This is a genomic window from Pseudomonas sp. PDM14 (assembly GCF_014851905.1).
GTDB lineage: Bacteria > Pseudomonadota > Gammaproteobacteria > Pseudomonadales > Pseudomonadaceae > Aquipseudomonas.
Genome location: NZ_JACVAQ010000002.1, coordinates 887,673 through 909,759, shown reverse-complemented (window position 1 = coordinate 909,759; position 22,087 = coordinate 887,673). Strand labels below are relative to the sequence as shown.

The window sequence follows — 22,087 nt, the reverse complement described above, 5'->3', positions numbered from 1 at the left end:
AAGAGCTGGCGCCGCTGGCTGCGGCATCGCGTTGCGAAACGCGCTATGTCGCGGCAGGCTTGCCGGTTTCAGGTGCTGTAGTAGTAGCCGCGGCTGCGCAGGGCGACGATGCGTGGACGGCCGTCGCCGTGGTTGCCGAGTTTGCGCCGCAGGTTGCTCACGTGCATGTCCAGGCTGCGATCGTAAAGGGTCAGCTTGCGGCCCAAGGCCAGTTGCGCCAGTACCTGCTTGTCGACCGGTTCGCCCGGTTGCTGCAGCAGCGCTTCCAGAACGCGACTTTCCGAGAGCGTCAGGCTGATCTCATGCTCGCCGATGGTGGCCACGCCGCGGGCCTGGCTGAAACTGAGGTCGCCCAGTTCGACGCGGCTCGACGGTGTCGGTGCCACGCTGCGGCGCAGTACGGCACGCAGGCGGGCGGTGAGCTCGCGCGGGTCGCAGGGCTTGGCCAGGTAGTCGTCGGCGCCGAGCTCCAGGCCGAGGATGCGGTCCAGCGGCTCGCCGCGGGCCGAGAGCATCAGCACGGGCAGGTCCGGGTGTTCGCCGCGCAACTGCTTGAGCAGTTCCAGGCCACTGCCGTCGGGCAGCATCACGTCGAGAATCACCGCTGCCGGCGTGTGTTTGGCCAGGTTGGCCCGGGCGCTCACGCCGTCATGGCTGGCGATGACCTGGAAGCCTTCCTGCTGCAGCCAGCTGCTCAGCAGTTCGCAGAGTTCCTGGTCATCGTCGATCAGCAGCAGTTCGCTCATGGTCGTCGATCAGGCCCACTGGCTCTGGCGCTTGTTGCGGCGCCCGCCGGAGAAGATGCCGATGAGGAATGCCAGCAGGGTGGTGCCGGCACCGATGGCGAACCACATCTGCTGCTCGCTGAGCAGGCGCGGTGGCTGCTGGGCCAGCGCTTGCTTGAGCTGCAGCTTGAGGCGCTGGTTTTCCTGACGCAGGCGGCTGAGCTGCGCGCTGCCCTGTTCCTCAGCCTGCGCGAGGTCTTCGCGTGGCGCGCTCTGCACGGGCTCGGCCGCTACCGGCGCTGGCGCGCTGACCTGCGGTGCTGCTACGGGCGCCGCAGGTGTCGGTGTGGAGGTCTCTTCTTCAGCGTGAAGCCCGGTGGTGAACAGCAGCGTAGCGAGGAGCAACGACAACGAGCCTGTGCGCATAGAGGAACTCCGGTTTCCTGTTTGTTGTTAGCGGCAGATCAGGGCAGAACGTGTTTGAACGGTTTCACCCGTACCTCGGCGTAGACGCCGGCGGCGCGGTACGGATCGGCATCGGCCCAGCTTTGTGCCGCGGCCAGTGAGTCGAATTCGGCGACGATCAGGCTGCCGGAAAAGCCGGCCGGGCCTGGGTCGTTGCTGTCCACGGCCGGGTGTGGGCCGGCGAGGATCAGGCGGCCTTCGCTTTTCAGCTGTTCCAGGCGGGCGAGGTGTGCGGGGCGGCTACCGAGGCGTTTTTCCAGCGAGTCGACAACGTCGCTGGCGATGATGGCGTAGAGCATGTCATTCCTTGCTTTGCTGGGGGACGTCGTCGTGCATGTGGCGCGCCAGATAGACACCCTGGGCGACCAGGAACAGCACGGTCATGCCGAGGCTGCCGAACACCTTGAAGTCGACCCAGATGTCGTGAAAGGTGAAGGCGACGAACAGGTTGGCGCAGCCACTGAAGATGAAGAACACGATCCAGGCGATGTTCAGTCGTGTCCAGATCTGCTGCGGCAGGCTCACTGCGTGGCCCATGACGCGCTGAATCAGCACCTTGTCGCCGATGAAGTGGCTGCCGGCGAAGGCCAGGGCAAACAGCCAGTTGACCACCGGCGCCTTCCACTTGAGGAAGGTCTCGCTGTGGAAGGCCAGGGTCATGCCGCCGAACAACAGGCAGGCAATGAGGGTCAACCATTGGCCTTTTTCCAGTTTGCGCTGCAGCACCAGCATGGCGCCGTAGACCAGCACCGAGCTGATGATCAGCACGGCGGTGGCACTGAAGATGCCGCCGAGTTCGAAGCTGTGGCCGGCGATGGAGAGAGGGCGGGGGTCGAGCTTGTAAACGATGAAGAACAGGATGAGCGGGATGAAGTCGATGAATTGTTTCACGGCGGCAGCCAGAAGCGGGATGTCACGGCATAATAACAAACATCATTCCCAGCGAAAGCAGCGTCATGAAAGTTGATCTGCACTGCCACAGCACCGCATCGGACGGGGTTCTCGCCCCGGCCGTGGTGGTTGCGCGCGCCCACGAGCGGGGTGTCGAGCTGTTGGCGCTGACCGATCATGACACCCTCGAAGGCCTCGACGAGGCACGTCGCACCGCCGACGAGCTGGGCATGCGCCTGGTCAACGGCATCGAGCTGTCCTGCACCTGGGGTGGGGCGACCATCCATGTGCTTGGCTATGCTTTCGCTGCAGATGCCCCGGCGCTGCAAGCGGCGATCGCCGACCTGCACCAGGGGCGCTGGCTGCGTGCCGAGGAAATCTCGCGGCGTCTGGAAGCCAAGGGCATGCCCGGTGCACTGGACGGCGCGCGCGCCATCCAGCAGGCATTGGGCGACAGCGGCAACGCGCCGGCCCGCCCGCACTTCGCCGAGTTCCTGGTGCGCGCCGGGTATGTGCGCGATCACGCCGAGGCGTTCCGCAAATGGCTCGGCTCGGGCAAGCTGGGGGACGTCAAGCAGCACTGGCCGACCCTGGAACAGACCGTTGGCACGCTGCGCGAGTCGCGGGCCTGGATCAGCCTGGCGCATCCCTGGCAGTACGATTTCACCCGCAGCAAACGTCGTCGACTGGTTGCCGATTTCATCGCGGCAGGTGGCCAGGCGCTGGAAGTGGTAAATGGGTTGCAGCCGGCCGAGCAGGTCGGCGGGCTGGCGATCCTGGCGCGCGAGTTCGGCCTGCTGGCAAGCGTCGGCAGCGATTTCCATGCGCCGGGGGATTGGTCGGAGCTGGGCATGTACCGGCCGTTACCCGAGGACCTGCCACCTTTGTGGGAGCGTTTCAGCCATGTCCACAGCCATTCTGCCCTCTGAGCAGGGAGAGGTCATGAGTCAGTTCTTCCAGGTTCACCCGGAAAACCCGCAACCGCGGTTGATCAAGCAGGCCGTGGAGATCGTCCGCAGTGGTGGCGTGATCGTCTACCCGACCGACTCCTCGTACGCCATCGGCTGCCTGATCGGTGACAAGAGCGCGGTGGAGCGCATTCGCCGTCTGCGCCAGCTCGACGACAAGCACAACTTCACCCTGGTGTGCAGCGACCTCTCGCAGATCGGCCTGTTCGCCAAGGTCGACACTGCCGCGTTCCGCATCCTCAAGGCGCACACACCGGGCTCCTACACTTTCATTCTCAGCGCCACCCGCGAAGTGCCGCGCATGCTCCTGCACCCCAAGCGCCGCACCATCGGCCTGCGCGTGCCGGCGCACCCGGTGGCGTTGGCGCTGGCCGAGCAGCTGGGCGAGCCGCTGATGAGCGTGAGCCTGATCCTGCCGGGTGAAGACCTGCCGATGAACGACCCGTACGAAATGCGTCAGGTGCTCGAACACCACGTCGATCTGATCATTGATGGCGGTTACGGCGGCATCGAGGCCTCGACGGTGGTCAACCTGGCCGACGGCGAGCCCGAGGTGATCCGCGTCGGTTGCGGAGATCCTTCGCCCTTTTCGGCAGGCGCGGCATGAGCGAGGCGGTCGTCGATGCCCAGGCGGGTGCCCAGCAGGAACTGCCCTTCGCCCTGGTCTACGGCCAGGCAGTCACCGAGCTGCCGCTCGATCTGTACATCCCGCCGGACGCGCTGGAGGTTTTCCTCGAGGCCTTCGAGGGTCCGCTGGACCTGCTGCTCTACCTGATTCGCAAGCAGAACATCGACATCCTCGACATCCCGGTGGCGGAAATCACCAAGCAGTACATGGGCTACGTCGAGCTGATGAAGTCGGTGCGCCTGGAGCTGGCCGCCGAGTATCTGGTGATGGCGGCGATGCTCGCCGAGATCAAGTCGCGCATGCTCCTGCCGCGCTCGGCTGATGCCGAGGAGGAAGAGGGTGACCCGCGCGCCGAGCTGATCCGCCGCCTGCAGGAGTACGAGCGTTACAAGGCAGCGGCCGCAGGCCTGGATATCCTGCCGCGGGTCGGTCGTGACCTCACCGTGCCCAAGCTCGATGCCCCGGAGGCACGGGCGCGCAAGCTGCTGCCGGATGTCAGCCTGGAAGAACTGTTGCTGTCGATGGCCGAAGTGCTGCGCCGCGCCGACATGTTCGAGAGCCACCAGGTGACGCGCGAGGCGTTGTCCACCCGCGAACGCATGAGCGAGGTGCTGGAGCGCCTCAAGGGCGGCGCCTTCGTGCCGTTCGTCGAGCTGTTCAGCGCCAGCGAAGGGCGTTTGGGTGTGGTGGTGACGTTCATGGCCGTGCTGGAGTTGATCAAGGAATCCCTGGTGGAGCTGGTGCAGAACGAGGCGTTCGCCCCGATCCACGTGCGTGCGCGAGCGGAATAAATGAACCTGAACGACCCGAAAGACCTGGCCCCTCTGCTCGAAGCCTTCCTCCTGGCCTCCGGCAAGCCGCAGTCGCTGGAGCGCATCAGCGAGCTGTTCGAGGAAAACGAGCGGCCCGAGCTGGCGCGCATCCGCGATGCCCTGAGCATTCTCGCTGCGTCCTGCGAGGGGCGCGCCTTCGAGCTGAAGGAGGTGGCGTCCGGCTACCGCCTGCAGGTCCGCGAGCGCTTCGCGCCGTGGGTCGGGCGCCTGTGGGAAGAGCGCCCGCAACGCTATTCGCGGGCGATGCTGGAAACCCTGGCGCTGATCGCCTACCGCCAGCCGATCACCCGTGGCGAGATCGAGGACATCCGCGGCGTGGCGGTCAACAGCCAGATCGTCAAGACGCTGATGGAGCGCGAGTGGATTCGCGTGGTCGGTTACCGCGACGTACCGGGCAAGCCGGCGATGTTCGCCACCACCCGCCAGTTCCTCGACCATTTCAACCTGAAGAACCTCGACGAGCTGCCGACCCTGGCTGCACTGCGCGAGCTGGAACCGGAGCCGGTGCTGGCCCTGGAAGACGATGCCCCGGTGCCGGCGCACCTGCAGGCGTTGGCCGATGCCCAGGGCGAGCCGGGTGAGCCTGGCGAGGCGCGTGACGAAACCAGCTTCCGCAGTCTGCTGGCCGAACTCGATTCCATGGAGCAGGGCCTGAAGACCGACTTCGACGACCTGCCCGAGCCGGAAGACGAAGCCGAGGCGATGGAAGCCCCGGACACGGATGCCGAATTCGACCGCCACTGAGCCGTCACTCGCCAGGAGTTGATCTGCCATGAGCGAGAAGGATCCGTGCATCAAGGTGTGCCGCTTCAGTGATGACATCTGTGTCGGTTGCGGGCGTAGCAAGCGCGAGATAAAGGCCTGGAAGAAGCTTGGCAAGGACGAGCGGCGTGTCCTGCTGGCCGAGGCGGATCTGCGCCTGTTGGCACTGCAGGCCACCGGGCGGCGTAAATCACGCTAGGCTAAGAACCTGTTTACGTGCGTGGGTCAGGCGATCCGCGTATGATGCGCGACCCTTTTGGCGTGGGCCGGTACGTTCCGGGCCTGACGCCGCTCATCAATAGACACACCGGGAGGTGCCGAGCATGAATGAGTCAGAAGTCGACAGCGAAACGATTCCGCCAAGCGGCGAAAAGCTGCAGAAAGTCCTCGCCCGTATGGGGCAGGCCTCGCGTCGCGATATCGAACAGTGGATCAGCCAGGGCCGCGTAAAGGTCAACGGCGCCGTCGCCACCCTCGGTGCACGGGTCGACCTGCACGACGCGATCAGCGTCGACGGGCGTCTGCTCAAGCGCGAAGAGCTGGCGGAAAACGTCCGCCGCGTGCTGATCTACAACAAGCCCGAGGGTGAGATCTGCACCCGTGACGACCCGGATGGCCGGCCGACCATCTTCGACCGCCTGCCGCGGCCGAAGGAAGGGCGCTGGATCAACATCGGCCGCCTCGACATCAACACCACTGGCCTGCTGCTGTTCACCACCGACGGTGAACTGGCTAACCGCCTGATGCACCCGTCCTACGAGATGGACCGCGAGTACGCGGTGCGTGTGCGCGGCGAAGTCACCGAAGAAATGATCGAACAGCTCAAGGCCGGCGTGATGCTTGAAGACGGCCCGGCCAAGTTCACCGATATCAAGGAAGCGCCCGGCGGCGAAGGCTTCAACCACTGGTACCACTGCGTGGTGATGGAAGGCCGCAACCGCGAAGTGCGTCGCCTGTGGGAATCCCAGGGCCTGGTGGTCAGCCGCCTGAAACGCGTGCGTTTCGGCCCGGTGTTCATGACCTCCGACCTGCCGATGGGGCGCTGGCGTGAAATGGGCCAGCGCGAAGTCGACATCCTCAGCGAAGAGGTCGGCCTCAAGCCGGTCGCCCTGCCGGCAATGAAGGACAAACTGCGCGACAAGCTCGATCGCCTGCAGCGCAAGTCGGCCAAGCCGCTGGGCAAGGGCGAGCGCCCCAAGCGCGTGTTGCGTCCGGTCGGCGAGGCGGGCGAAGCGCCGCGTCCGAGTCGTGCGCCGCGTGCCGAGGGCGGCGAGCGCCCGCAGCGCAGCCCGCGTCAGGATTCCGCCGAGCGTCCGCAACGGGGTCCGCGCAAGGACTCCACCGAGCGCGCCCCGCGTGATGGGCGTCGCGATCCGGCCGAGCGCCGCGAAAGTGGTCGTGGCCGTCCGGCGGGCGAGCGCCCGGCCGAAGGTGGCAAGAAGCGCGCGCCGCGCCCGGCAGTGGAGCTGGCCGATCGCCCGGCACGCAAGCCGCGTCCGGCTGTCGGTATCGCCGAGCGTCCGGGCAAGTCGACGGGCAAGCGTCCGGCAGGTGGCGATGGCCAGCGTCCGGGGTTTGGCCGCAAGCGCTGATCCGCAGAAACGAAAAAGGGGCTCGAAAGAGCCCCTTTTTTATGGCGCGACCATCAGCCAGCCATGGACAGACGGTTGCGGCCTTCGCGCTTGGATACGTAGAGGGCGCTGTCGGCGCGGCGTTGCAGGCTGTCCACCGACTCGCCGGCGAGCAGGGTGGCGCAGCCGAGGCTGATCGACAGGTCGACGGCGCGGCCTTCGATCAGGTACTGCAGCTCCAGAACGGCCATGCGCAGGCGCTCGCCAACCATGCTCGCGGCTTCGCGGTTGGTGTTGGAGAGCAGCACCATGAACTCTTCACCGCCGTAGCGGAACACCATGTCGATGTTGCGCAGGCTTTTCTTCAGCGCGTTGGCCACGGCCTTGAGCACTTCGTCGCCGGTGACGTGGCCGTGGGTGTCGTTGATGCGCTTGAAGTGGTCGATGTCGAGCATCAGCACCGACAACGGCTGCAGGTTGCGCTTGGCCAGGTCGACTTCGCGCTGCAGGGCCTGGTTCATGGCGATGCGGTTGCCGGTGTCGGTCAGCGGATCGCGCAGGGCGGTCTGCAGGGCAGCGCGGTAGAGCAGGGCATTACGCAGCGGGAACAGCAGACTGCCGAGCAGCGACTCCAGTTGGCCGAGTTCGTCTTCGCTGAAACGCTGGTTGCGACGAAAGATCAGCTCGCCGAGGTACTCACCTTCGTGGCTCAGGCGGTAGCCCGCCGAATGGTTGGCGCGCTCGCCGAGGTCCAGGCGCAGGTCGCCACCGATCAGCTGGTAGCTCAGGTTGTTCAGCGGCACCAGGCGCTGCACTTCCTTGAAGAACAGGCCGAGGATGCGATCGACCTCGAGCGACGTCTGCAGTTGCAGGCTCAGTTGCTGACGCAGCTGGACCAGGCTGACCGGCTTCAGCGTTTGCTGGGCACGGCTGGCGTAGCCAAGACGTTGCAGCTTGGCTGCATCGAAATCGATGGTGTTGGACTGATTCTTCGGGACCATGGTGCTCAACCTCTGGCGCTGGTGCGCTTTGACGAAGGTGGTTGAGCGAGTTTCGTGCCAACTAATTAAAAGCCTTTCATATCAGCTGCTTGTGGCGTTTTTTCGGGCTTTGGTGGCAACGCCTTGCCGGTTAGTTGGCGCGCTGATGGCAATCTGATGCCGCCCGTCGGGTCGACTCGCCGGAAAACCGGCGAATCGCTGACAGACCTTACTGGGCGTCGAAGGCTTGGCCGTTGACGCCCTTGCTGTCAGGGCCCATCAGGTACAGGTAGGCCGGCATGATCGCCTCCGGCTCCGGGTTGTTCTGCGGGTTCTCGCCGGGATAGGCCATGGCGCGCATGGAGGTGCGCGTGGCGCCTGGATTGATGCTGTTGGAGCGTACGTTGCTGATGCCGTCGACTTCGTCGGCCAGCGTCTGCATCAGGCCTTCGGTGGCGAACTTGGATACGCCGTAGGCGCCCCAGTAGGCGCGCCCCTTGCGACCGACACTGCTGGAGGTAAAGACCACCGAGGCGTCTTCGGAGAGTTTGAGCAGGGGCAGCAGGGTGCTGGTGAGCATGAACATGGCGTTGACGTTGATCTGCATGACCCGCATGAAGTTGTCGCCGGAGAGCTGCTCCAGCGGCGTGCGCGGGCCGACGATGGCGGCGTTGTGCAGCACGCCGTCGACATGGCCGAACTCGCTTTCCAGCATCGCCGCCAGTTCGTCGTACTGGTGCGGCAAGGCGGTTTCCAGATTGAACGGAATGACCGCGGCCTGCGGATGCCCGGCTGCTTCGATCTCGTCGTAGACCGCGCTGAGGTTGGCTTCGGTCTTGCCCAGCAGCAGCACGGTAGCGCCATGGGCGGCGAAGGCCTTGGCGGCGGCGGCACCGATGCCGCGGCCGGCACCGGTCACCAGAATCACACGGCCTTGCAGCAGGTCGGGGCGGGCTTGGTAGTCGAACATGGAAAACTCCTTGCAGCGCTGCAGGCCTTGGCTGCGAGCGTCAATAAAACGGATGGCCGCTGAGTTGGCCAGGTATCGGGTGCTGGTGCGTCAGCAGCTGCACAGGGCGCGATCGAGGACCGTGCGCAGCTCCAGTGGATGATCCACCACCACGTCGGCGCCCCAGTTGCGCGGGTTGTCGTCGGGGTGGATGTAGCCGTAGGTGACCGCGGCGGTCTTGCAGCCGGCGGCGCGGCCGGACTCGATGTCGCGCAGGTCGTCGCCAACGAACAGGACTTCGCCCGGTGCTACGCCGATCTTGGTGCAGGCTAGCAGGAGCATCTCCGGGTCGGGCTTGCTGCGGCTGACGTGATCCGGGCAGACCAGTACCGCCGAGCGCTCGGCCAGGCCGAGCTGCTGCATGATCGGTTCGGCGAAGCGCACCGGCTTATTGGTTGCCACGCCCCAGATCAGCTTGGCTTGCTCGATGTCGGCGATCAGCTGCAGCATGCCGTCGAACGGCTGGCTGAGGACCGCGCAGTGCGCTTGGTAGCGCTCCAGGAACTCGGCGCGCAGCAGCTCGAAGCCGTCGTCCTGTGGCTGCATGGCGAAGGTCGCCGCAACCATGGCGCGGGCGCCGCCGGACACCTGGTCGCGGATCAGCTTGTCGTCGATGGCCGGCAGGCCACGTTGTTGCAGCATCGCCTGGCACACGGCGATGAAATCCGGCGCCGTGTCGAGCAGGGTGCCGTCCATGTCGAAGATTACCGCTCGCAAACGCATGCGCTTCACTCCTCGCGCAGGGTCTGGATCATGTAGTTGACGTCGACGTCCGCGGCCAGCTTGTAGTGCTTGGTGATCGGGTTGTAGGTCAGGCCGATGATGTCCTTGACCTGCAGGCCGGCGTTGCGGCTCCAGGCGCCCAGTTCGGAGGGGCGGATGAATTTCTTGAAGTCGTGGGTGCCGCGCGGCAGCAGGCGCAGCAGGTATTCAGCGCCGACCACGGCGAACAGGTAGGCCTTGGGATTGCGGTTGATGGTGGAGAAGAACACCTGGCCGCCGGGCTTGACCATGCGGTAGCAGGCGCGGATCACCGAGGACGGATCGGGCACGTGCTCGAGCATTTCCAGGCAGGTGACCACGTCGAACTGACCGGGCATTTCCTCGGCTAGGGCCTCGGCGGTGATCTGCCGGTACTCGACGTTCACCCCGGATTCCAGCTGGTGCAGCTGGGCAACGGCCAGCGGCGCCTCGCCCATGTCGATGCCGGTCACGCTGGCGCCGCGCTGCGCCATGGCTTCACTGAGGATGCCGCCGCCGCAGCCGACGTCGAGGACCTTCTTGCCGGCCAGGCCGACGCGCTCGTCGATCCAGTTGACGCGCAGCGGGTTGATGTCGTGCAGCGGCTTGAACTCGCTCTCGCGGTCCCACCAGCGGTGGGCGAGGGCCTCGAACTTGGCGATTTCGGCGTGGTCGACGTTGCTCATGCTGTTTTCCTTCAAAGCGAATTCTTGTCGGCAATGCGGGCGCCCCAGGCGCGGGCGTTGGCGATGATGTGTTCTTCGTCCAGGCGCGTCAGGCAGCCTTGGTCGAGCAGTTGCTTGCCGCCGACCCAGAGGTGCTGCACGCAGCTGCGGCTGCCGGCGTAGATCAGTTGCGAGACCGGGTCGTAGATCGGTTGCTGGGCCAGGCCGGAGAGGTCGAAAGCGACCATGTCAGCCAGTTTGCCCAGCTCCAGCGAGCCGGTCTGTTCGTCCAGGCCCAGGGCGCGAGCGCCGTTGAGCGTGGCCATGCGCAGCGCGCTGTGGGCATTGAGGGCGGTGGCGCTGCCGGCCACGGCCTTGGCCAGCAGGGCGGCGGTGCGGGTTTCGCCGAGCAGGTCGAGGTCGTTGTTGCTGGCCGCGCCGTCGGTGCCAATGGCCACGTTGACCCCGGCCTGCCAGAGCTTCTCCACCGGGCAGAAGCCGCTGGCGAGCTTGAGGTTGGACTCGGGGCAATGGATCACGCTGCTGTTGCTTTCTACCAGCAGGGCGATGTCTTCATCGCTGATCTGGGTCATGTGCACGGCCTGGAAGCGCGGGCCGAGCAGGCCGAGATTGGCCAGGCGCTGCATTGGGCGTACGCCGTGCAGCTCGAGGCTCTGCTGCACTTCGAAGGCACTTTCGTGGACGTGCATGTGAATGCCGGCATCCAGCTCTTCGGCGAGCATGCGCACGTTTTCCAGCTTGTCGTCGCTGACCGAGTAGGGTGCGTGCGGGCCGAACGCCACTTTGATCCGCGGGTGCAGCTTGAGCTCGTCGAACAGCTTGAGGCCCTTGCGCAGCGCCTCGTCGGCGTCGCGCGCGCCGGGCGTGGGGAAGTCTAGGACGGGAATGGTCACCTGGGCGCGAATGCCGCTCTTGTGGATCAGCTCGCAGGCGATCTCCGGGAAGAAGTACATGTCGGAGAAGCTGGTGATGCCGCCCTTGAGCTGCTCGGCGATGGCCAGCTCGGTGCCGTCGCGGACGAATTCCTCATCGACCCATTTCGCCTCGGCCGGCCAGATGTGCTCCTGCAGCCAGCTCATCAGCGGCAAGTCGTCGGCCAGGCCGCGGAACAGGGTCATCGCCGCGTGGCCGTGGGCGTTGATCAGGCCGGGGCTGAGCAGGTGGCCGGGCAGTTCGCGCACTTCGCTGGCGGGGTGGCGCAGGGCTTCGGCGCGCGGTGCGATCAGGGCGATGCGGCCGTCGCGGATGCCGATGCCATGCTCGCGTAACACCACCCCGGCAGGCTCGACCGGCACCAGCCAGGTTGGCAGGAGCAATAGGTCGAGCGGCGCGCGATGGTCGGGCATGGCGTGATTCCGAGGTAAATAAGATGTGGCGGCAGTATAACTGAGCCATACCGGGCGCGGCTCGCTATAATCCGCGGCTTTTCGTTTCTGCAGGTGGGGTGTGCCATGCGCGAGCAATTGCTGGCGGCTGAGAAGGTTAAAGCCATTGAATGGCGAGATGGCACGTTGTACCTGCTCGATCAGCGCGTGCTGCCGCGCGAGGAAACCTGGCTGGCTTATGACTCTGCAGCGGATGTCGCCGAGGCAATTCGCAGCATGGTGGTGCGCGGCGCGCCGGCCATCGGCATCGCTGCCGCCTACGGTCTGGTATTGGGTGTGAAGGCGCGCCTGGTCGAGGGCGATCCCGACTGGCGCGTGTCGCTGGAAGACGATTTCACCGTGCTCATGGAGTCGCGGCCTACGGCGGTCAACCTGTTCTGGGCGCTGGAGCGCATGCGTGAGCGCCTGCAGCGGCTGAAGGTTGGTGATGATCCGCTGGCGGTGCTTGAAGCCGAAGCCGTCGGCATCCATCAGAGTGATCGCGAGGCCAACCTGACCATGGCCCAGCTGGGCATGGAGCTGATCCGCAAGCACCAGGGCAATCCGCAGAACCTGCTAACCCACTGCAACACCGGTGCGCTGGCGACCGGCGGTTTCGGCACGGCGCTGGGGGTGATCCGCGCCGCGCATCTTGATGGCCTGGTTGAGCGCGTCTACGCCGACGAAACCCGTCCGTGGCTGCAGGGCTCGCGCCTGACGGCCTGGGAGCTGGCGGGCGAGGGCGTGCCGGTGACGGTGAATGCCGACTCCGCCGCTGCCCATCTGATGAAGACCCGCGGCATCACCTGGGTCATCGTCGGTGCTGATCGCATCACCGCCAATGGCGATGTGGCCAACAAGATCGGCACCTACCAGCTGGCCGTCTGTGCCATGCACCACGGCGTGCGCTTCATGGTCGTGGCGCCCAGCTCGACCATCGACATGGCCCTGGAGAGCGGCGACGACATTCCCATCGAGGAGCGTGCTGGCAGCGAGCTGTTGGAGGTCGGCGGGCAGCGCCTGGCGGCGGACGTCGAGGCGTGCAATCCGGTGTTCGATGTCACCCCGGCCGACCTGATCGATGCGATCGTCACCGAAAAGGGTGTGGTCGAGCGTCCGGATGCGGCAAAAATGGCCCAGCTGATGTGCCGCAAGCGCCTGCACTGAGTCGCTGGCCGGCGTGGCTGGCGGGGTAGGTCTGAGGCAGTGACTGTGGTAAGCTCCGGCAGTTCTCAGGCGACCTCGTGGAGGTCGCCCAAATAGCGCGAATTGTTAGCTTAACTCGTTGATTTGCTGTGAGTCGCTGCTGTCACTGGCGGCCACGGCGGACTCCGGTCCCGCCCAGGATGGGTGTGACGGGGTTTCACCAGAAAAAGGAACCAGGCTTCTCATGGGCGAACTGGCCAAAGAAATCCTCCCGGTCAATATCGAAGACGAGCTGAAACAGTCCTACCTCGACTACGCGATGAGCGTGATCGTCGGTCGCGCCCTGCCGGATGCGCGCGACGGTCTGAAGCCTGTGCACCGTCGTGTGCTGTTCGCGATGAGCGAACTGGGCAACGACTGGAACAAGGCGTACAAGAAGTCCGCCCGTGTGGTCGGTGACGTGATCGGTAAGTACCACCCGCATGGTGACACTGCGGTCTACGACACCATCGTGCGTATGGCTCAGCCTTTCTCCCTGCGCTACATGCTGGTCGACGGTCAGGGCAACTTTGGTTCGGTGGACGGCGACAACGCCGCAGCCATGCGATACACCGAAGTGCGCATGGCCAAGCTCGCCCATGAGCTGCTCGCTGATCTGGACAAGGAAACCGTCGACTGGGTGCCCAACTACGACGGCACCGAGCAGATCCCGGCAGTCATGCCGACCAAGATCCCCAACCTGCTGGTCAACGGTTCGTCCGGTATCGCCGTGGGCATGGCGACCAACATCCCGCCGCACAACCTGCGCGAAGTGATCGACGGCTGCCTGGCGCTGATCGACAACGCCGAGCTGACTGTCGACGAGCTGATGCAGTACATCCCCGGTCCGGACTTCCCGACCGCAGGCATCATCAACGGTCGCGCCGGCATCATCGAGGCGTACCGCACCGGGCGTGGCCGCATCTATATGCGCGCCCGTGCCGAGATCGAGGACATGGACAAGTCTGGCAGCCGCCAGCAGATCATCGTCACCGAGCTGCCGTACCAGCTGAACAAGGCCCGCCTGATCGAGAAGATCGCCGAGCTGGTCAAAGAGAAGAAGCTCGAAGGCATTACCGAGCTGCGCGACGAGTCCGACAAGGACGGCATGCGCGTGGTCATCGAACTGCGTCGTGGCGAAGTGGGCGAGGTCGTGCTCAACAACCTCTACGCCCAGACCCAGATGCAGAGCGTGTTCGGTATCAACGTCGTGGCCCTGGTCGACGGCCAGCCGAAGACCATGAACCTCAAGGACATGCTCGAGGTGTTCGTCCGTCACCGCCGTGAAGTGGTGACCCGTCGGACCGTCTACGAGCTGCGCAAGGCGCGCGAGCGTGGCCATATCCTTGAAGGCCAGGCCGTCGCCCTGTCGAACATCGACCCGGTGATCGAGCTGATCAAGACCTCGCCGACCCCGGCCGAGGCCAAGGAGCGCCTGATCGCCGCCGCCTGGGAGTCCAGCGCTGTGGAAGCCATGGTCGAGCGCGCCGGTGCCGACTCCTGCCGCCCCGACGATCTCGATCCGCAGTACGGTCTGCGCGAAGGCAAGTACTACCTGTCGCCCGAGCAGGCTCAAGCCATCCTCGAGCTGCGCCTGCACCGCCTGACCGGTCTGGAGCACGAGAAGCTGCTGGCCGAGTACCAGGAGATCCTGACCCAGATCGGCGAGCTGATCCGCATCCTGACCAGCGCCACGCGCCTGATGGAAGTCATCCGCGAGGAGCTGGAGAAGGTCAAGGCCGAGTTCGGCGATGCCCGCCGCACCGAGATCATGGCGTCGCAGACCGACCTGACCATCGCTGACCTGATCACCGAAGAAGAGCGTGTGGTGACCATTTCCCACGGTGGCTATGCCAAGTCGCAGCCGCTGCATGCCTACCAGGCGCAGCGTCGCGGCGGCAAGGGCAAGTCCGCTACCGGGGTGAAGGACGAGGACTACGTCGAACACCTGCTGGTCGCCAACAGTCACGCCACGCTCTTGCTGTTCTCCAGCAAGGGCAAGGTCTACTGGCTGCGCACCTTCGAAATCCCGGAAGCCTCGCGTGCCGCGCGTGGCCGTCCGCTGGTCAACCTGCTGCCGCTGGATGAGGGCGAACGCATCACCGCGATGCTGCAGATCGACCTGGAAGCCCTGCAACAGCAGAACCCGAGTGCCGACGAGGACCTGGATGATGCCGAGGACGGCGTGATCGAGGGCGAAGTGGTCGAGGTGGAAGAAGCCGCCGAGACCGCCGAAGTCGAGGAAGTCGAGGGTGAAACCGCCGAGCTGGTGGCCGAGCCGACCGGTGCTTACATCTTCATGGCTACTGCCTTGGGCACGGTCAAGAAGACGCCGCTGTCGCAGTTCAGTCGCCCGCGCTCCAGCGGCCTGATCGCCTTGAAACTGAAAGAGGGTGACACCCTGATCGCCGCCGCCATCACCGACGGCGCCAAGGAAGTCATGCTGTTCTCCGATTCCGGCAAGGTCATCCGCTTCGCCGAGAGCGTCGTGCGGGTGATGGGCCGTGGCGCCCGCGGTATCCGCGGCATGCGCATCGGCAAGGAGCAGCAGCTGATTTCCATGCTGATTCCGGAATCCGGCGCGCAGATCCTCACCGCTTCCGAGCGTGGCTTCGGCAAACGCACCGCGCTGAGCAAGTTCCCGCGTCGCGGCCGTGGTGGCCAGGGCGTGATCGGCATGATCACCAAGGAGCGCAACGGCAAGCTGATCGGTGCCATCCAGGTGCAGGACGGTGAAGAGATCATGCTCATCTCCGACCAGGGCACCCTGGTGCGTACCCGTGTCGACGAAGTCTCCAGTTCCGGCCGCAACACCCAGGGCGTGACCCTGATCAAGCTGGCCAGCGACGAGACCTTGGTCGGCCTGGAGCGTGTGCAGGAGCCATCCGTGCCGGACGAGGACGAACTCGACGACGTGGCGCTGGAAGGCGACGTGGACCAGAACGACGTGGTGGCGGAAGCGGGCGACGAGACCCCGGCGGACGCCCCAGATAGCGAAGAGTGAGACTGACGTGAGCAAGCGAGCCCATAACTTCTGCGCTGGCCCGGCCGCGCTTCCCACTGCCGTGCTGGAGCGCGCGCAGGCCGAAATGCTCGACTGGCAGGGCCGTGGCCTTTCCGTGATGGAAATGAGCCACCGCAGCGACGAGTATGTGGCGATTGCCGAGAAGGCCGAGCAGGATCTGCGCGACCTGATGGCCATCCCGTCGGACTACAAGGTGCTGTTCCTGCAGGGGGGGGCCAGTCAGCAGTTCGCCGAGATCGCTCTCAACCTGCTGCCGGAAGACGGCGTCGCCGATTACGTCGACACCGGCATCTGGTCGAAAAAGGCCATCGAGGAAGCCAGCCGCTACGGCAACGTCAATGTCGCCGCCAGCGCCAAGGGTTACGACTACTTCGCCATTCCCGGGCAGAACGACTGGCAGCTGTCGAAAGACGCGGCCTACGTGCACTACGCCAGCAACGAAACCATCGGTGGCCTGCAGTTCGACTGGATTCCCAGCGTTGGCGATACCCCGCTGGTGGTGGACATGTCCTCGGACATCCTGTCGCGCGAAGTCGATGTCTCCAAGTTCGGCGTGATCTACGCCGGCGCGCAGAAGAACATCGGCCCCAGCGGGCTGGTGGTCACCATCATTCGTGAAGACCTGCTCGGCCGTGCCCGCAGTTCCTGCCCGACCATGCTCAACTACAAGGTCGCCGCCGATAACGGCTCCATGTACAACACCCCGGCCACTTATTCCTGGTACCTCTCGGGCCTGGTCTTCGAGTGGCTCAAGGAGCAGGGTGGCGTTTCGGCGATTGAACAGCGCAACAAGGCGAAGAAGGACCTGCTGTACAAGGCCATCGACGCCAGCGACTTCTACAGCAACCCGATCGCCCACAACGCCCGTTCCTGGATGAACGTACCGTTCCGCCTGGCCGACGAGAAGCTGGACAAGGCCTTCCTGGCTGGCGCCGAAGCGCGCGACCTGCTCAACCTCAAGGGCCACCGTTCGGTGGGCGGCATGCGTGCCTCCATCTACAACGCCACCGGGCTGGATGCGGTGGAAGCCCTGGTGGCCTACATGGCGGAGTTCGAGAAGGAGCACGCCTGATGAGTGACGCCGATCAGCTCAAGGCGCTGCGGGTACGCATCGACAGCCTCGACGAAAAAGTCCTCGAGCTGATCAGCGAGCGCGCGCGCTGCGCTCAGGAAGTGGCGCGGGTGAAGATGCAGTCCCTGCCGGCCGGCGAAGCCCCTGTGTTCTACCGTCCCGAGCGTGAAGCCTGGGTGCTCAAGCACATCATGGAGCTGAACAAGGGGCCGCTGGACAACGAGGAAATGGCGCGGCTGTTCCGCGAGATCATGTCCTCCTGCCTGGCGCTCGAGCAGCCGCTGAAGATCGCCTACCTTGGCCCGGAAGGCACGTTCTCCCAGGCCGCGGCGCTCAAGCATTTCGGCCACGCGGTGATCAGCCAGCCAATGGCGGCGATTGACGAAGTGTTCCGCGAAGTGGCCGCCGGTGCGGTCAACTTCGGCGTGGTGCCGGTGGAAAACTCCACCGAGGGTGCGGTCAACCATACCCTCGACAGCTTCCTCGAGCACGACATGGTCATCTGTGGTGAAGTGGAGCTGCGCATCCACCACCACCTGCTGGTCGGTGAAACCACCAAGACCGACAAGATCACCCGCATTTATTCCCACGCCCAGTCGCTGGCCCAGTGCCGCAAGTGGCTGGACGCGCACTACCCGAACGTCGAGCGCGTGGCGGTTTCCAGCAACGCGGAAGCGGCCAAGCGAGTGAAGAGCGAGTGGAGTTCGGCGGCCATCGCCGGCGACATGGCAGCGAGCCTGTACGGCCTGAGCAAGCTGGCGGAGAAGATCGAGGATCGTCCGGACAACTCCACGCGCTTCCTCATCATCGGCAGCCAGGAAGTCCCGCCGACCGGCGACGACAAGACCTCGGTCATCGTATCCATGCGCAACAAACCGGGGGCGCTGCACGAGTTGCTCGTGCCGTTCCACACCAACGGCATCGACCTGACCCGCATCGAAACGCGCCCCTCGCGCAGCGGCAAGTGGACCTACGTGTTCTTCATCGACTTCGTCGGCCACCACAAGGACCCGCTGATCAAGGACGTGCTGGAAAAGATCAATCAGGAAGCCGTGGCGCTGAAGGTGCTGGGTTCCTACCCGAAAGCGGTTCTCTGAACCCGGGCCATTCCCTGAGGAGCGTCCATGAGTTGCGACTTCCTCGCCCTGGCAGTGCCGGGCGTGCAGAAACTTTCGCCCTATGTGCCGGGTAAGCCGGTCGATGAGCTGGCTCGCGAGCTGAATCTCGACCCGGCCGGCATCGTCAAGCTGGCGAGCAACGAGAATCCGCTCGGCCCATCGCCGAAGGCGCTCGAGGCGATCCGTGCCCAACTGGCCGAGCTGACCCGCTACCCGGACGGCAACGGCTTCGAGCTCAAATCGAAGCTCGCGGCGCGCTGTGGTGTGGCGGTGGCCCAGGTGACCCTCGGCAACGGCTCCAACGACATTCTTGATCTGGTCGCGCGCGCCTGGCTGGCGCCGGGGTTGAATGCGGTGTTCAGCCAGTACGCGTTTGCCGTGTACCCGATCGCCACCCAGGCAGTCGGTGCGCAGGGCAAGGTGGTGCCGGCCAAGGGGCACGGCCACGACCTGGAAGCCATGCTCGCGGCCATCGATGCCAACACCCGCGTGGTGTTCATCGCCAACCCGAACAACCCGACCGGCACCTGGTTCGGCCCCGATGCGCTGGAGCGTTTCCTTTCGCGCGTGCCGCAGGGCGTGCTGGTGGTGCTGGACGAGGCCTACATCGAATACGCCGAAGGCGACGAGCTGCCGGATGGTCTCGACTACCTGGCGCGTTACCCCAATCTGCTGGTCTCGCGGACATTCTCCAAGGCTTATGGCCTGGCGTCGCTGCGGGTTGGCTACGCGCTGTCTTCGGCGCAAGTGGCCGACGTGCTCAATCGCGTGCGCGCACCATTCAACGTCAACAACCTGGCGCTTGCTGCCGCAGGCGCGGCGCTGGACGATGTCGACTATCTGGCTGCCGGTCGTCGGGTCAATGACGCCGGCATGCTGCAGCTGGAGCGGGGCTTGCGCCAGCTCGGTCTGAGCTGGATTCCCAGCAAGGGCAATTTCATCGCCGTGGATTTCGCCCGCGATGCCGCGCCGATCAATCAGGCGCTGCTGCAGGCTGGCGTCATCGTGCGTCCGGTGGCCGGCTATGGGATGCCGAACTTCCTGCGCATCTCCATTGGCACCGAAGCCGAGAATGCTCGCTTCCTCGACACGCTGAGCCAGGTGCTGGCGCGTGTCTGAGCTGCTGCCGACTGCACACGCGAGTGCTCGGCTCGAACGTCTGGTCGTGGTCGGTCTGGGGCTGATCGGTGGCTCGTTCGCCAAGGGCATGCGCGAAAAAGGCCTGTTTCGCGAAGTGGTCGGGGTCGATCTCGATGCCGAGTCGCGGCGGGTGGCGGTCGAGCTGGGCGTGGTCGATCGCTGCGAAACCGACCTGGCGGCCGCCTGTCAGGGCGCCACGGTGATCCAGCTGGCCGTGCCTATCCTGGCCATGGAGAAGCTGCTGGCGCAGCTGGCGAAGTTGGATCTGGGCGCTGCGGTACTCACCGACGTGGGCAGCGCCAAAGGCAATGTGGTGCGTGCTGCGCGCCTGGCCTTCGGTGGCGACAGCGCACGCTTCGTGCCGGGGCACCCGATTGCGGGGTCCGAGCAGAGTGGGGTAGAGGCATCGAACGCCAGCCTGTTCCGTAGGCACAAGGTGATTCTCACGCCGCTGGAGTCGACCGATAGCGCCGCGCTGGCGCTGGTCGACGGTCTGTGGCGCGAGCTCGGTGCAGATGTCGAGCACATGGACGTGCAGCACCACGATCAGGTGCTTGCCGCGACCAGCCACCTGCCGCATCTGCTGGCCTTTACCCTGGTCGACTCGCTGGCCAAGCGCAGCGAGAATCTGGAAATATTCCGTTATGCCGCCGGCGGCTTTCGCGATTTCACGCGGATTGCCGGCAGTGATCCGGTGATGTGGCACGACATCTTCCTCGCCAATCGCGAGGCGGTGTTGCGTACCCTCGACGCATTTCGCGACGACCTCGACGCCCTGCGCGGCGCGGTCGACGCAGGGGATGGGCATCAGTTGCTGGGCGTCTTCACCCGCGCCCGCTTCGCCCGTGAGCATTTCAGTAAAATCCTGGCCCGCAGGGCCTATGTGGACGCCATGCATTCGAACGACCTGATTTACCTCGCCAACCCCGGTGGTTCCCTGTCGGGCCGCATCCGCGTGCCCGGCGACAAATCCATTTCGCACCGCTCGATCATGCTCGGCTCGCTGGCCGAAGGCACGACCGAGGTCGAGGGGTTTCTCGAAGGCGAGGACGCCCTGGCGACCCTGCAGGCATTCCGCGACATGGGCGTGGTCATCGAGGGCCCGCACCACGGGCGCGTGACCATCCACGGCGTCGGCCTGCGCGGCCTCAAGGCGCCGCCCGGCCCGCTCTACCTGGGCAACTCCGGCACGTCCATGCGCCTGCTCTCCGGCCTGTTGGCCGCACAGCCGTTCGACACCGTGCTGACCGGCGACGCCTCGCTGTCCAAGCGTCCGATGAACCGCGTGGCCAAGCCGCTGCGCGAGATGGGCGCGGTGATCGAGACCGGTCCTGAAGGTCGCCCACCGCTGACCATTCGCGGTGGTCAGCGCCTGACCGGCATGAGCTACGAGATGCCGATGGCCAGCGCGCAGGTCAAATCCTGCCTGCTGCTCGCCGGCCTGTATGCCGCCGGTGAAACCTCGGTCACCGAACCGGCGCCGACCCGCGACCATACCGAGCGCATGCTGCGCGGCTTCGGCTATCCGGTCAGCGTCGACGGCAACGTCGCCACCGTCGAATCCGGTCACAAGCTCAGCGCCACGGCCATCGAAGTGCCCGCGGACATTTCCTCGGCGGCGTTCTTCCTGGTGGCGGCGAGCATTGCCGAGGGCTCCGAACTGCTGCTGGAGCATGTCGGCATCAACCCGACCCGTACCGGTGTGATCGACATCCTCAAGTTGATGGGCGCCGATCTGACCCTGGAAAACCAGCGCGAAGTCGGCGGTGAGCCGGTTGCCGACATCCGTGTGCGTGCGGCCAGGCTGAAAGGCATCGATATTCCGGAAGACCTGGTGCCGCTGGCCATCGACGAGTTTCCGGTGCTGTTCGTCGCCGCCGCCTGCGCCGAAGGGCGCACCGTGCTGCGTGGCGCCGAGGAGCTGCGGGTCAAGGAGTCCGATCGCATTCAGGTGATGGCCGATGGCCTGATCGCGCTGGGCGTGAAAGCCGAGCCGACGCCGGATGGCATCATCATCGAGGGCGGCTCGATTGGCGGTGGTGAAGTGTGGAGTCACGGCGATCACCGCATCGCCATGTCCTTCAGTGTCGCCTCGCTGCGCGCCAGTGCGCCGATCCGCATCCATGATTGCGCCAACGTGGCCACTTCCTTCCCCAACTTCCTCGGTCTGGCCGAGCAGGTGGGCATTCGCGTCGCCGAAGAGGGCAAAGCATGACTGCCAGCGTAATCACCATCGATGGTCCGAGTGGCTCTGGCAAGGGCACGATTGCCGGCTTGCTGGCACAGAAACTCGGCTGGAACCTGTTGGACTCCGGTGCGCTGTACCGCCTGCTGGCCTTCGCTGCGCGTAACCACGGCATGGACCTGACCAATGAGGAGGCGCTGAAGACGCTGGCCGCCCATCTGGACGTGCAGTTCATCGCTGCCGCGGATGGCAAGCCGCAGCGCATCATTCTCGAGGGCGACGAAGTCACCGATGCGATTCGCAATGAGCAGGTCGGTGCGGGCGCTTCCCAGGTTGCCGCGCTGCCCGCCGTGCGTGAGGCGCTGCTGCAGCGCCAGCGCGCCTTCCTCGAGATGCCGGGTCTGGTCGCCGATGGCCGTGACATGGGCACAGTGGTATTCCCGCAGGCACCGCTGAAGATTTTCCTGACCGCCAGTGCCGAGGAGCGCGCACGTCGCCGCTATCTTCAGTTGAAAGGCAAGGTCGATGGTGTTAGCCTGCCGAGTCTGCTAGACGAGATTCGTGAGCGCGACGAGCGCGACATGCAACGTGCAGTGGCTCCTCTGAAGCCGGCAGTCGATGCCATTCAGCTGGATTCCACCGAGCTCAGCATCGAGCAGGTACTGGAAAGAATTCTCAGCGAGGTCGCCAATCGCGATCTCGCCGGGTAGCAAAAGACCGCACTCAAGCGGTCGACAAG

22 protein-coding genes are annotated in these 22,087 nt (G+C 65.2%); 13 read left to right on the top strand and 9 right to left on the bottom strand.

Annotation, left to right across the window (positions count from 1 at the left end; translation table 11 throughout):
- Positions 1-68 precede the first annotated feature (68 nt).
- Genes IB229_RS16855 through IB229_RS16840 form a run of 4 tightly spaced genes read right to left on the bottom strand, consistent with a single transcriptional unit; the run spans position 69 to position 2,081 of the window.
- Positions 69-746: a response regulator transcription factor gene (locus tag IB229_RS16855; protein WP_192331056.1), complete on the bottom strand. Its 678-nt coding sequence runs from the start codon at positions 744-746 to the stop codon at positions 69-71.
- Between the two features lie 9 nt (positions 747-755).
- The gene (locus IB229_RS16850) at positions 756-1,151 is read right to left on the bottom strand and encodes a translation initiation factor 2 (RefSeq protein ID WP_192331054.1); all 396 of its coding nucleotides are present in this window, start codon (positions 1,149-1,151) and stop codon (positions 756-758) included.
- A gap of 38 nt (positions 1,152-1,189) precedes the next feature.
- A complete protein-coding gene (locus IB229_RS16845) occupies positions 1,190-1,489 on the bottom strand; it encodes a YciI family protein (RefSeq protein ID WP_192331052.1) in 300 nt (99 codons plus the stop codon).
- A 1-nt stretch (position 1,490) separates the two neighbouring features.
- Entirely contained in the window at positions 1,491-2,081 is a 591-nt protein-coding gene (locus tag IB229_RS16840) for a septation protein A (RefSeq protein WP_192331050.1), read from the bottom strand.
- A gap of 65 nt (positions 2,082-2,146) precedes the next feature.
- On the opposite strand from IB229_RS16840, the gene IB229_RS16835 reads away from it, so the two are divergent.
- From IB229_RS16835 to rluB, 6 genes are all read left to right on the top strand, one after another.
- Positions 2,147-3,010, top strand: a complete 864-nt coding sequence (locus IB229_RS16835; protein WP_192331048.1) for a PHP domain-containing protein — start codon at positions 2,147-2,149, stop codon at positions 3,008-3,010.
- A gap of 13 nt (positions 3,011-3,023) precedes the next feature.
- Positions 3,024-3,656, top strand: a complete 633-nt coding sequence (locus IB229_RS16830; protein ID WP_192331046.1) for an L-threonylcarbamoyladenylate synthase — start codon at positions 3,024-3,026, stop codon at positions 3,654-3,656.
- Positions 3,657-3,769: 113 nt separating this feature from the next.
- Positions 3,770-4,468: a segregation and condensation protein A gene (locus tag IB229_RS16825; protein ID WP_192331600.1), complete on the top strand. Its 699-nt coding sequence runs from the start codon at positions 3,770-3,772 to the stop codon at positions 4,466-4,468.
- Positions 4,469-5,254 (top strand): SMC-Scp complex subunit ScpB, encoded by a 786-nt coding sequence (scpB, locus tag IB229_RS16820; protein ID WP_192331044.1) that lies wholly within the window; start codon positions 4,469-4,471, stop codon positions 5,252-5,254.
- A gap of 28 nt (positions 5,255-5,282) precedes the next feature.
- Positions 5,283-5,471 (top strand): DUF1289 domain-containing protein, encoded by a 189-nt coding sequence (locus tag IB229_RS16815; protein ID WP_192331042.1) that lies wholly within the window; start codon positions 5,283-5,285, stop codon positions 5,469-5,471.
- 124 nt (positions 5,472-5,595) lie between these two features.
- A complete protein-coding gene (gene rluB, locus IB229_RS16810) occupies positions 5,596-6,864 on the top strand; it encodes a 23S rRNA pseudouridine(2605) synthase RluB (protein ID WP_192331040.1) in 1,269 nt (422 codons plus the stop codon).
- Positions 6,865-6,917: 53 nt separating this feature from the next.
- On the opposite strand, the gene IB229_RS16805 is transcribed toward rluB, so the two are convergent.
- The 5 genes from IB229_RS16805 to IB229_RS16785 all read right to left on the bottom strand — a co-directional run bounded on the left by IB229_RS16805 (position 6,918) and on the right by IB229_RS16785 (position 11,605).
- Entirely contained in the window at positions 6,918-7,844 is a 927-nt protein-coding gene (locus IB229_RS16805; protein WP_192331038.1) for a GGDEF domain-containing protein, read from the bottom strand.
- Positions 7,845-8,052: 208 nt separating this feature from the next.
- Positions 8,053-8,793 carry a YciK family oxidoreductase gene (locus tag IB229_RS16800; RefSeq protein ID WP_192331036.1) on the bottom strand — a complete coding sequence of 247 codons (741 nt, stop codon included), beginning with the start codon at positions 8,791-8,793 and terminating at the stop codon, positions 8,053-8,055.
- Between the two features lie 90 nt (positions 8,794-8,883).
- Positions 8,884-9,555 carry an N-acetylmuramic acid 6-phosphate phosphatase MupP gene (gene mupP, locus IB229_RS16795; protein WP_192331034.1) on the bottom strand — a complete coding sequence of 224 codons (672 nt, stop codon included), beginning with the start codon at positions 9,553-9,555 and terminating at the stop codon, positions 8,884-8,886.
- A gap of 5 nt (positions 9,556-9,560) precedes the next feature.
- A complete protein-coding gene (gene ubiG / locus IB229_RS16790) occupies positions 9,561-10,259 on the bottom strand; it encodes a bifunctional 2-polyprenyl-6-hydroxyphenol methylase/3-demethylubiquinol 3-O-methyltransferase UbiG (RefSeq protein WP_192331032.1) in 699 nt (232 codons plus the stop codon).
- An 11-nt stretch (positions 10,260-10,270) separates the two neighbouring features.
- On the bottom strand, positions 10,271-11,605 hold the full coding sequence (locus tag IB229_RS16785; RefSeq protein WP_192331030.1) for a TRZ/ATZ family hydrolase: 1,335 nt from the start codon (positions 11,603-11,605) through the stop codon (positions 10,271-10,273).
- 105 nt (positions 11,606-11,710) lie between these two features.
- On the opposite strand from IB229_RS16785, the gene mtnA reads away from it, so the two are divergent.
- From mtnA to cmk, 7 genes are all read left to right on the top strand, one after another.
- Positions 11,711-12,790, top strand: a complete 1,080-nt coding sequence (mtnA, locus tag IB229_RS16780; protein ID WP_192331028.1) for an S-methyl-5-thioribose-1-phosphate isomerase — start codon at positions 11,711-11,713, stop codon at positions 12,788-12,790.
- Between the two features lie 223 nt (positions 12,791-13,013).
- Positions 13,014-15,812, top strand: a complete 2,799-nt coding sequence (gene gyrA, locus IB229_RS16775; protein ID WP_192331026.1) for a DNA gyrase subunit A — start codon at positions 13,014-13,016, stop codon at positions 15,810-15,812.
- A 7-nt stretch (positions 15,813-15,819) separates the two neighbouring features.
- Complete coding sequence (serC, locus tag IB229_RS16770) at positions 15,820-16,905, top strand: 3-phosphoserine/phosphohydroxythreonine transaminase (RefSeq protein WP_192331024.1); 1,086 nt, start codon at positions 15,820-15,822, stop codon at positions 16,903-16,905.
- Complete coding sequence (gene pheA / locus IB229_RS16765) at positions 16,905-18,002, top strand: prephenate dehydratase (RefSeq protein WP_192331022.1); 1,098 nt, start codon at positions 16,905-16,907, stop codon at positions 18,000-18,002. Before serC ends, pheA begins: the two co-directional genes overlap by 1 nt.
- A gap of 27 nt (positions 18,003-18,029) precedes the next feature.
- Positions 18,030-19,142, top strand: a complete 1,113-nt coding sequence (gene hisC / locus IB229_RS16760) for a histidinol-phosphate transaminase (RefSeq protein WP_192331020.1) — start codon at positions 18,030-18,032, stop codon at positions 19,140-19,142.
- Positions 19,135-21,378 (top strand): bifunctional prephenate dehydrogenase/3-phosphoshikimate 1-carboxyvinyltransferase, encoded by a 2,244-nt coding sequence (locus IB229_RS16755; protein ID WP_192331018.1) that lies wholly within the window; start codon positions 19,135-19,137, stop codon positions 21,376-21,378. Before hisC ends, IB229_RS16755 begins: the two co-directional genes overlap by 8 nt.
- On the top strand, positions 21,375-22,058 hold the full coding sequence (gene cmk / locus IB229_RS16750; RefSeq protein ID WP_192331016.1) for a (d)CMP kinase: 684 nt from the start codon (positions 21,375-21,377) through the stop codon (positions 22,056-22,058). The genes IB229_RS16755 and cmk overlap by 4 nt, the downstream gene beginning before the upstream one ends.
- Positions 22,059-22,087: the final 29 nt, after the last annotated feature.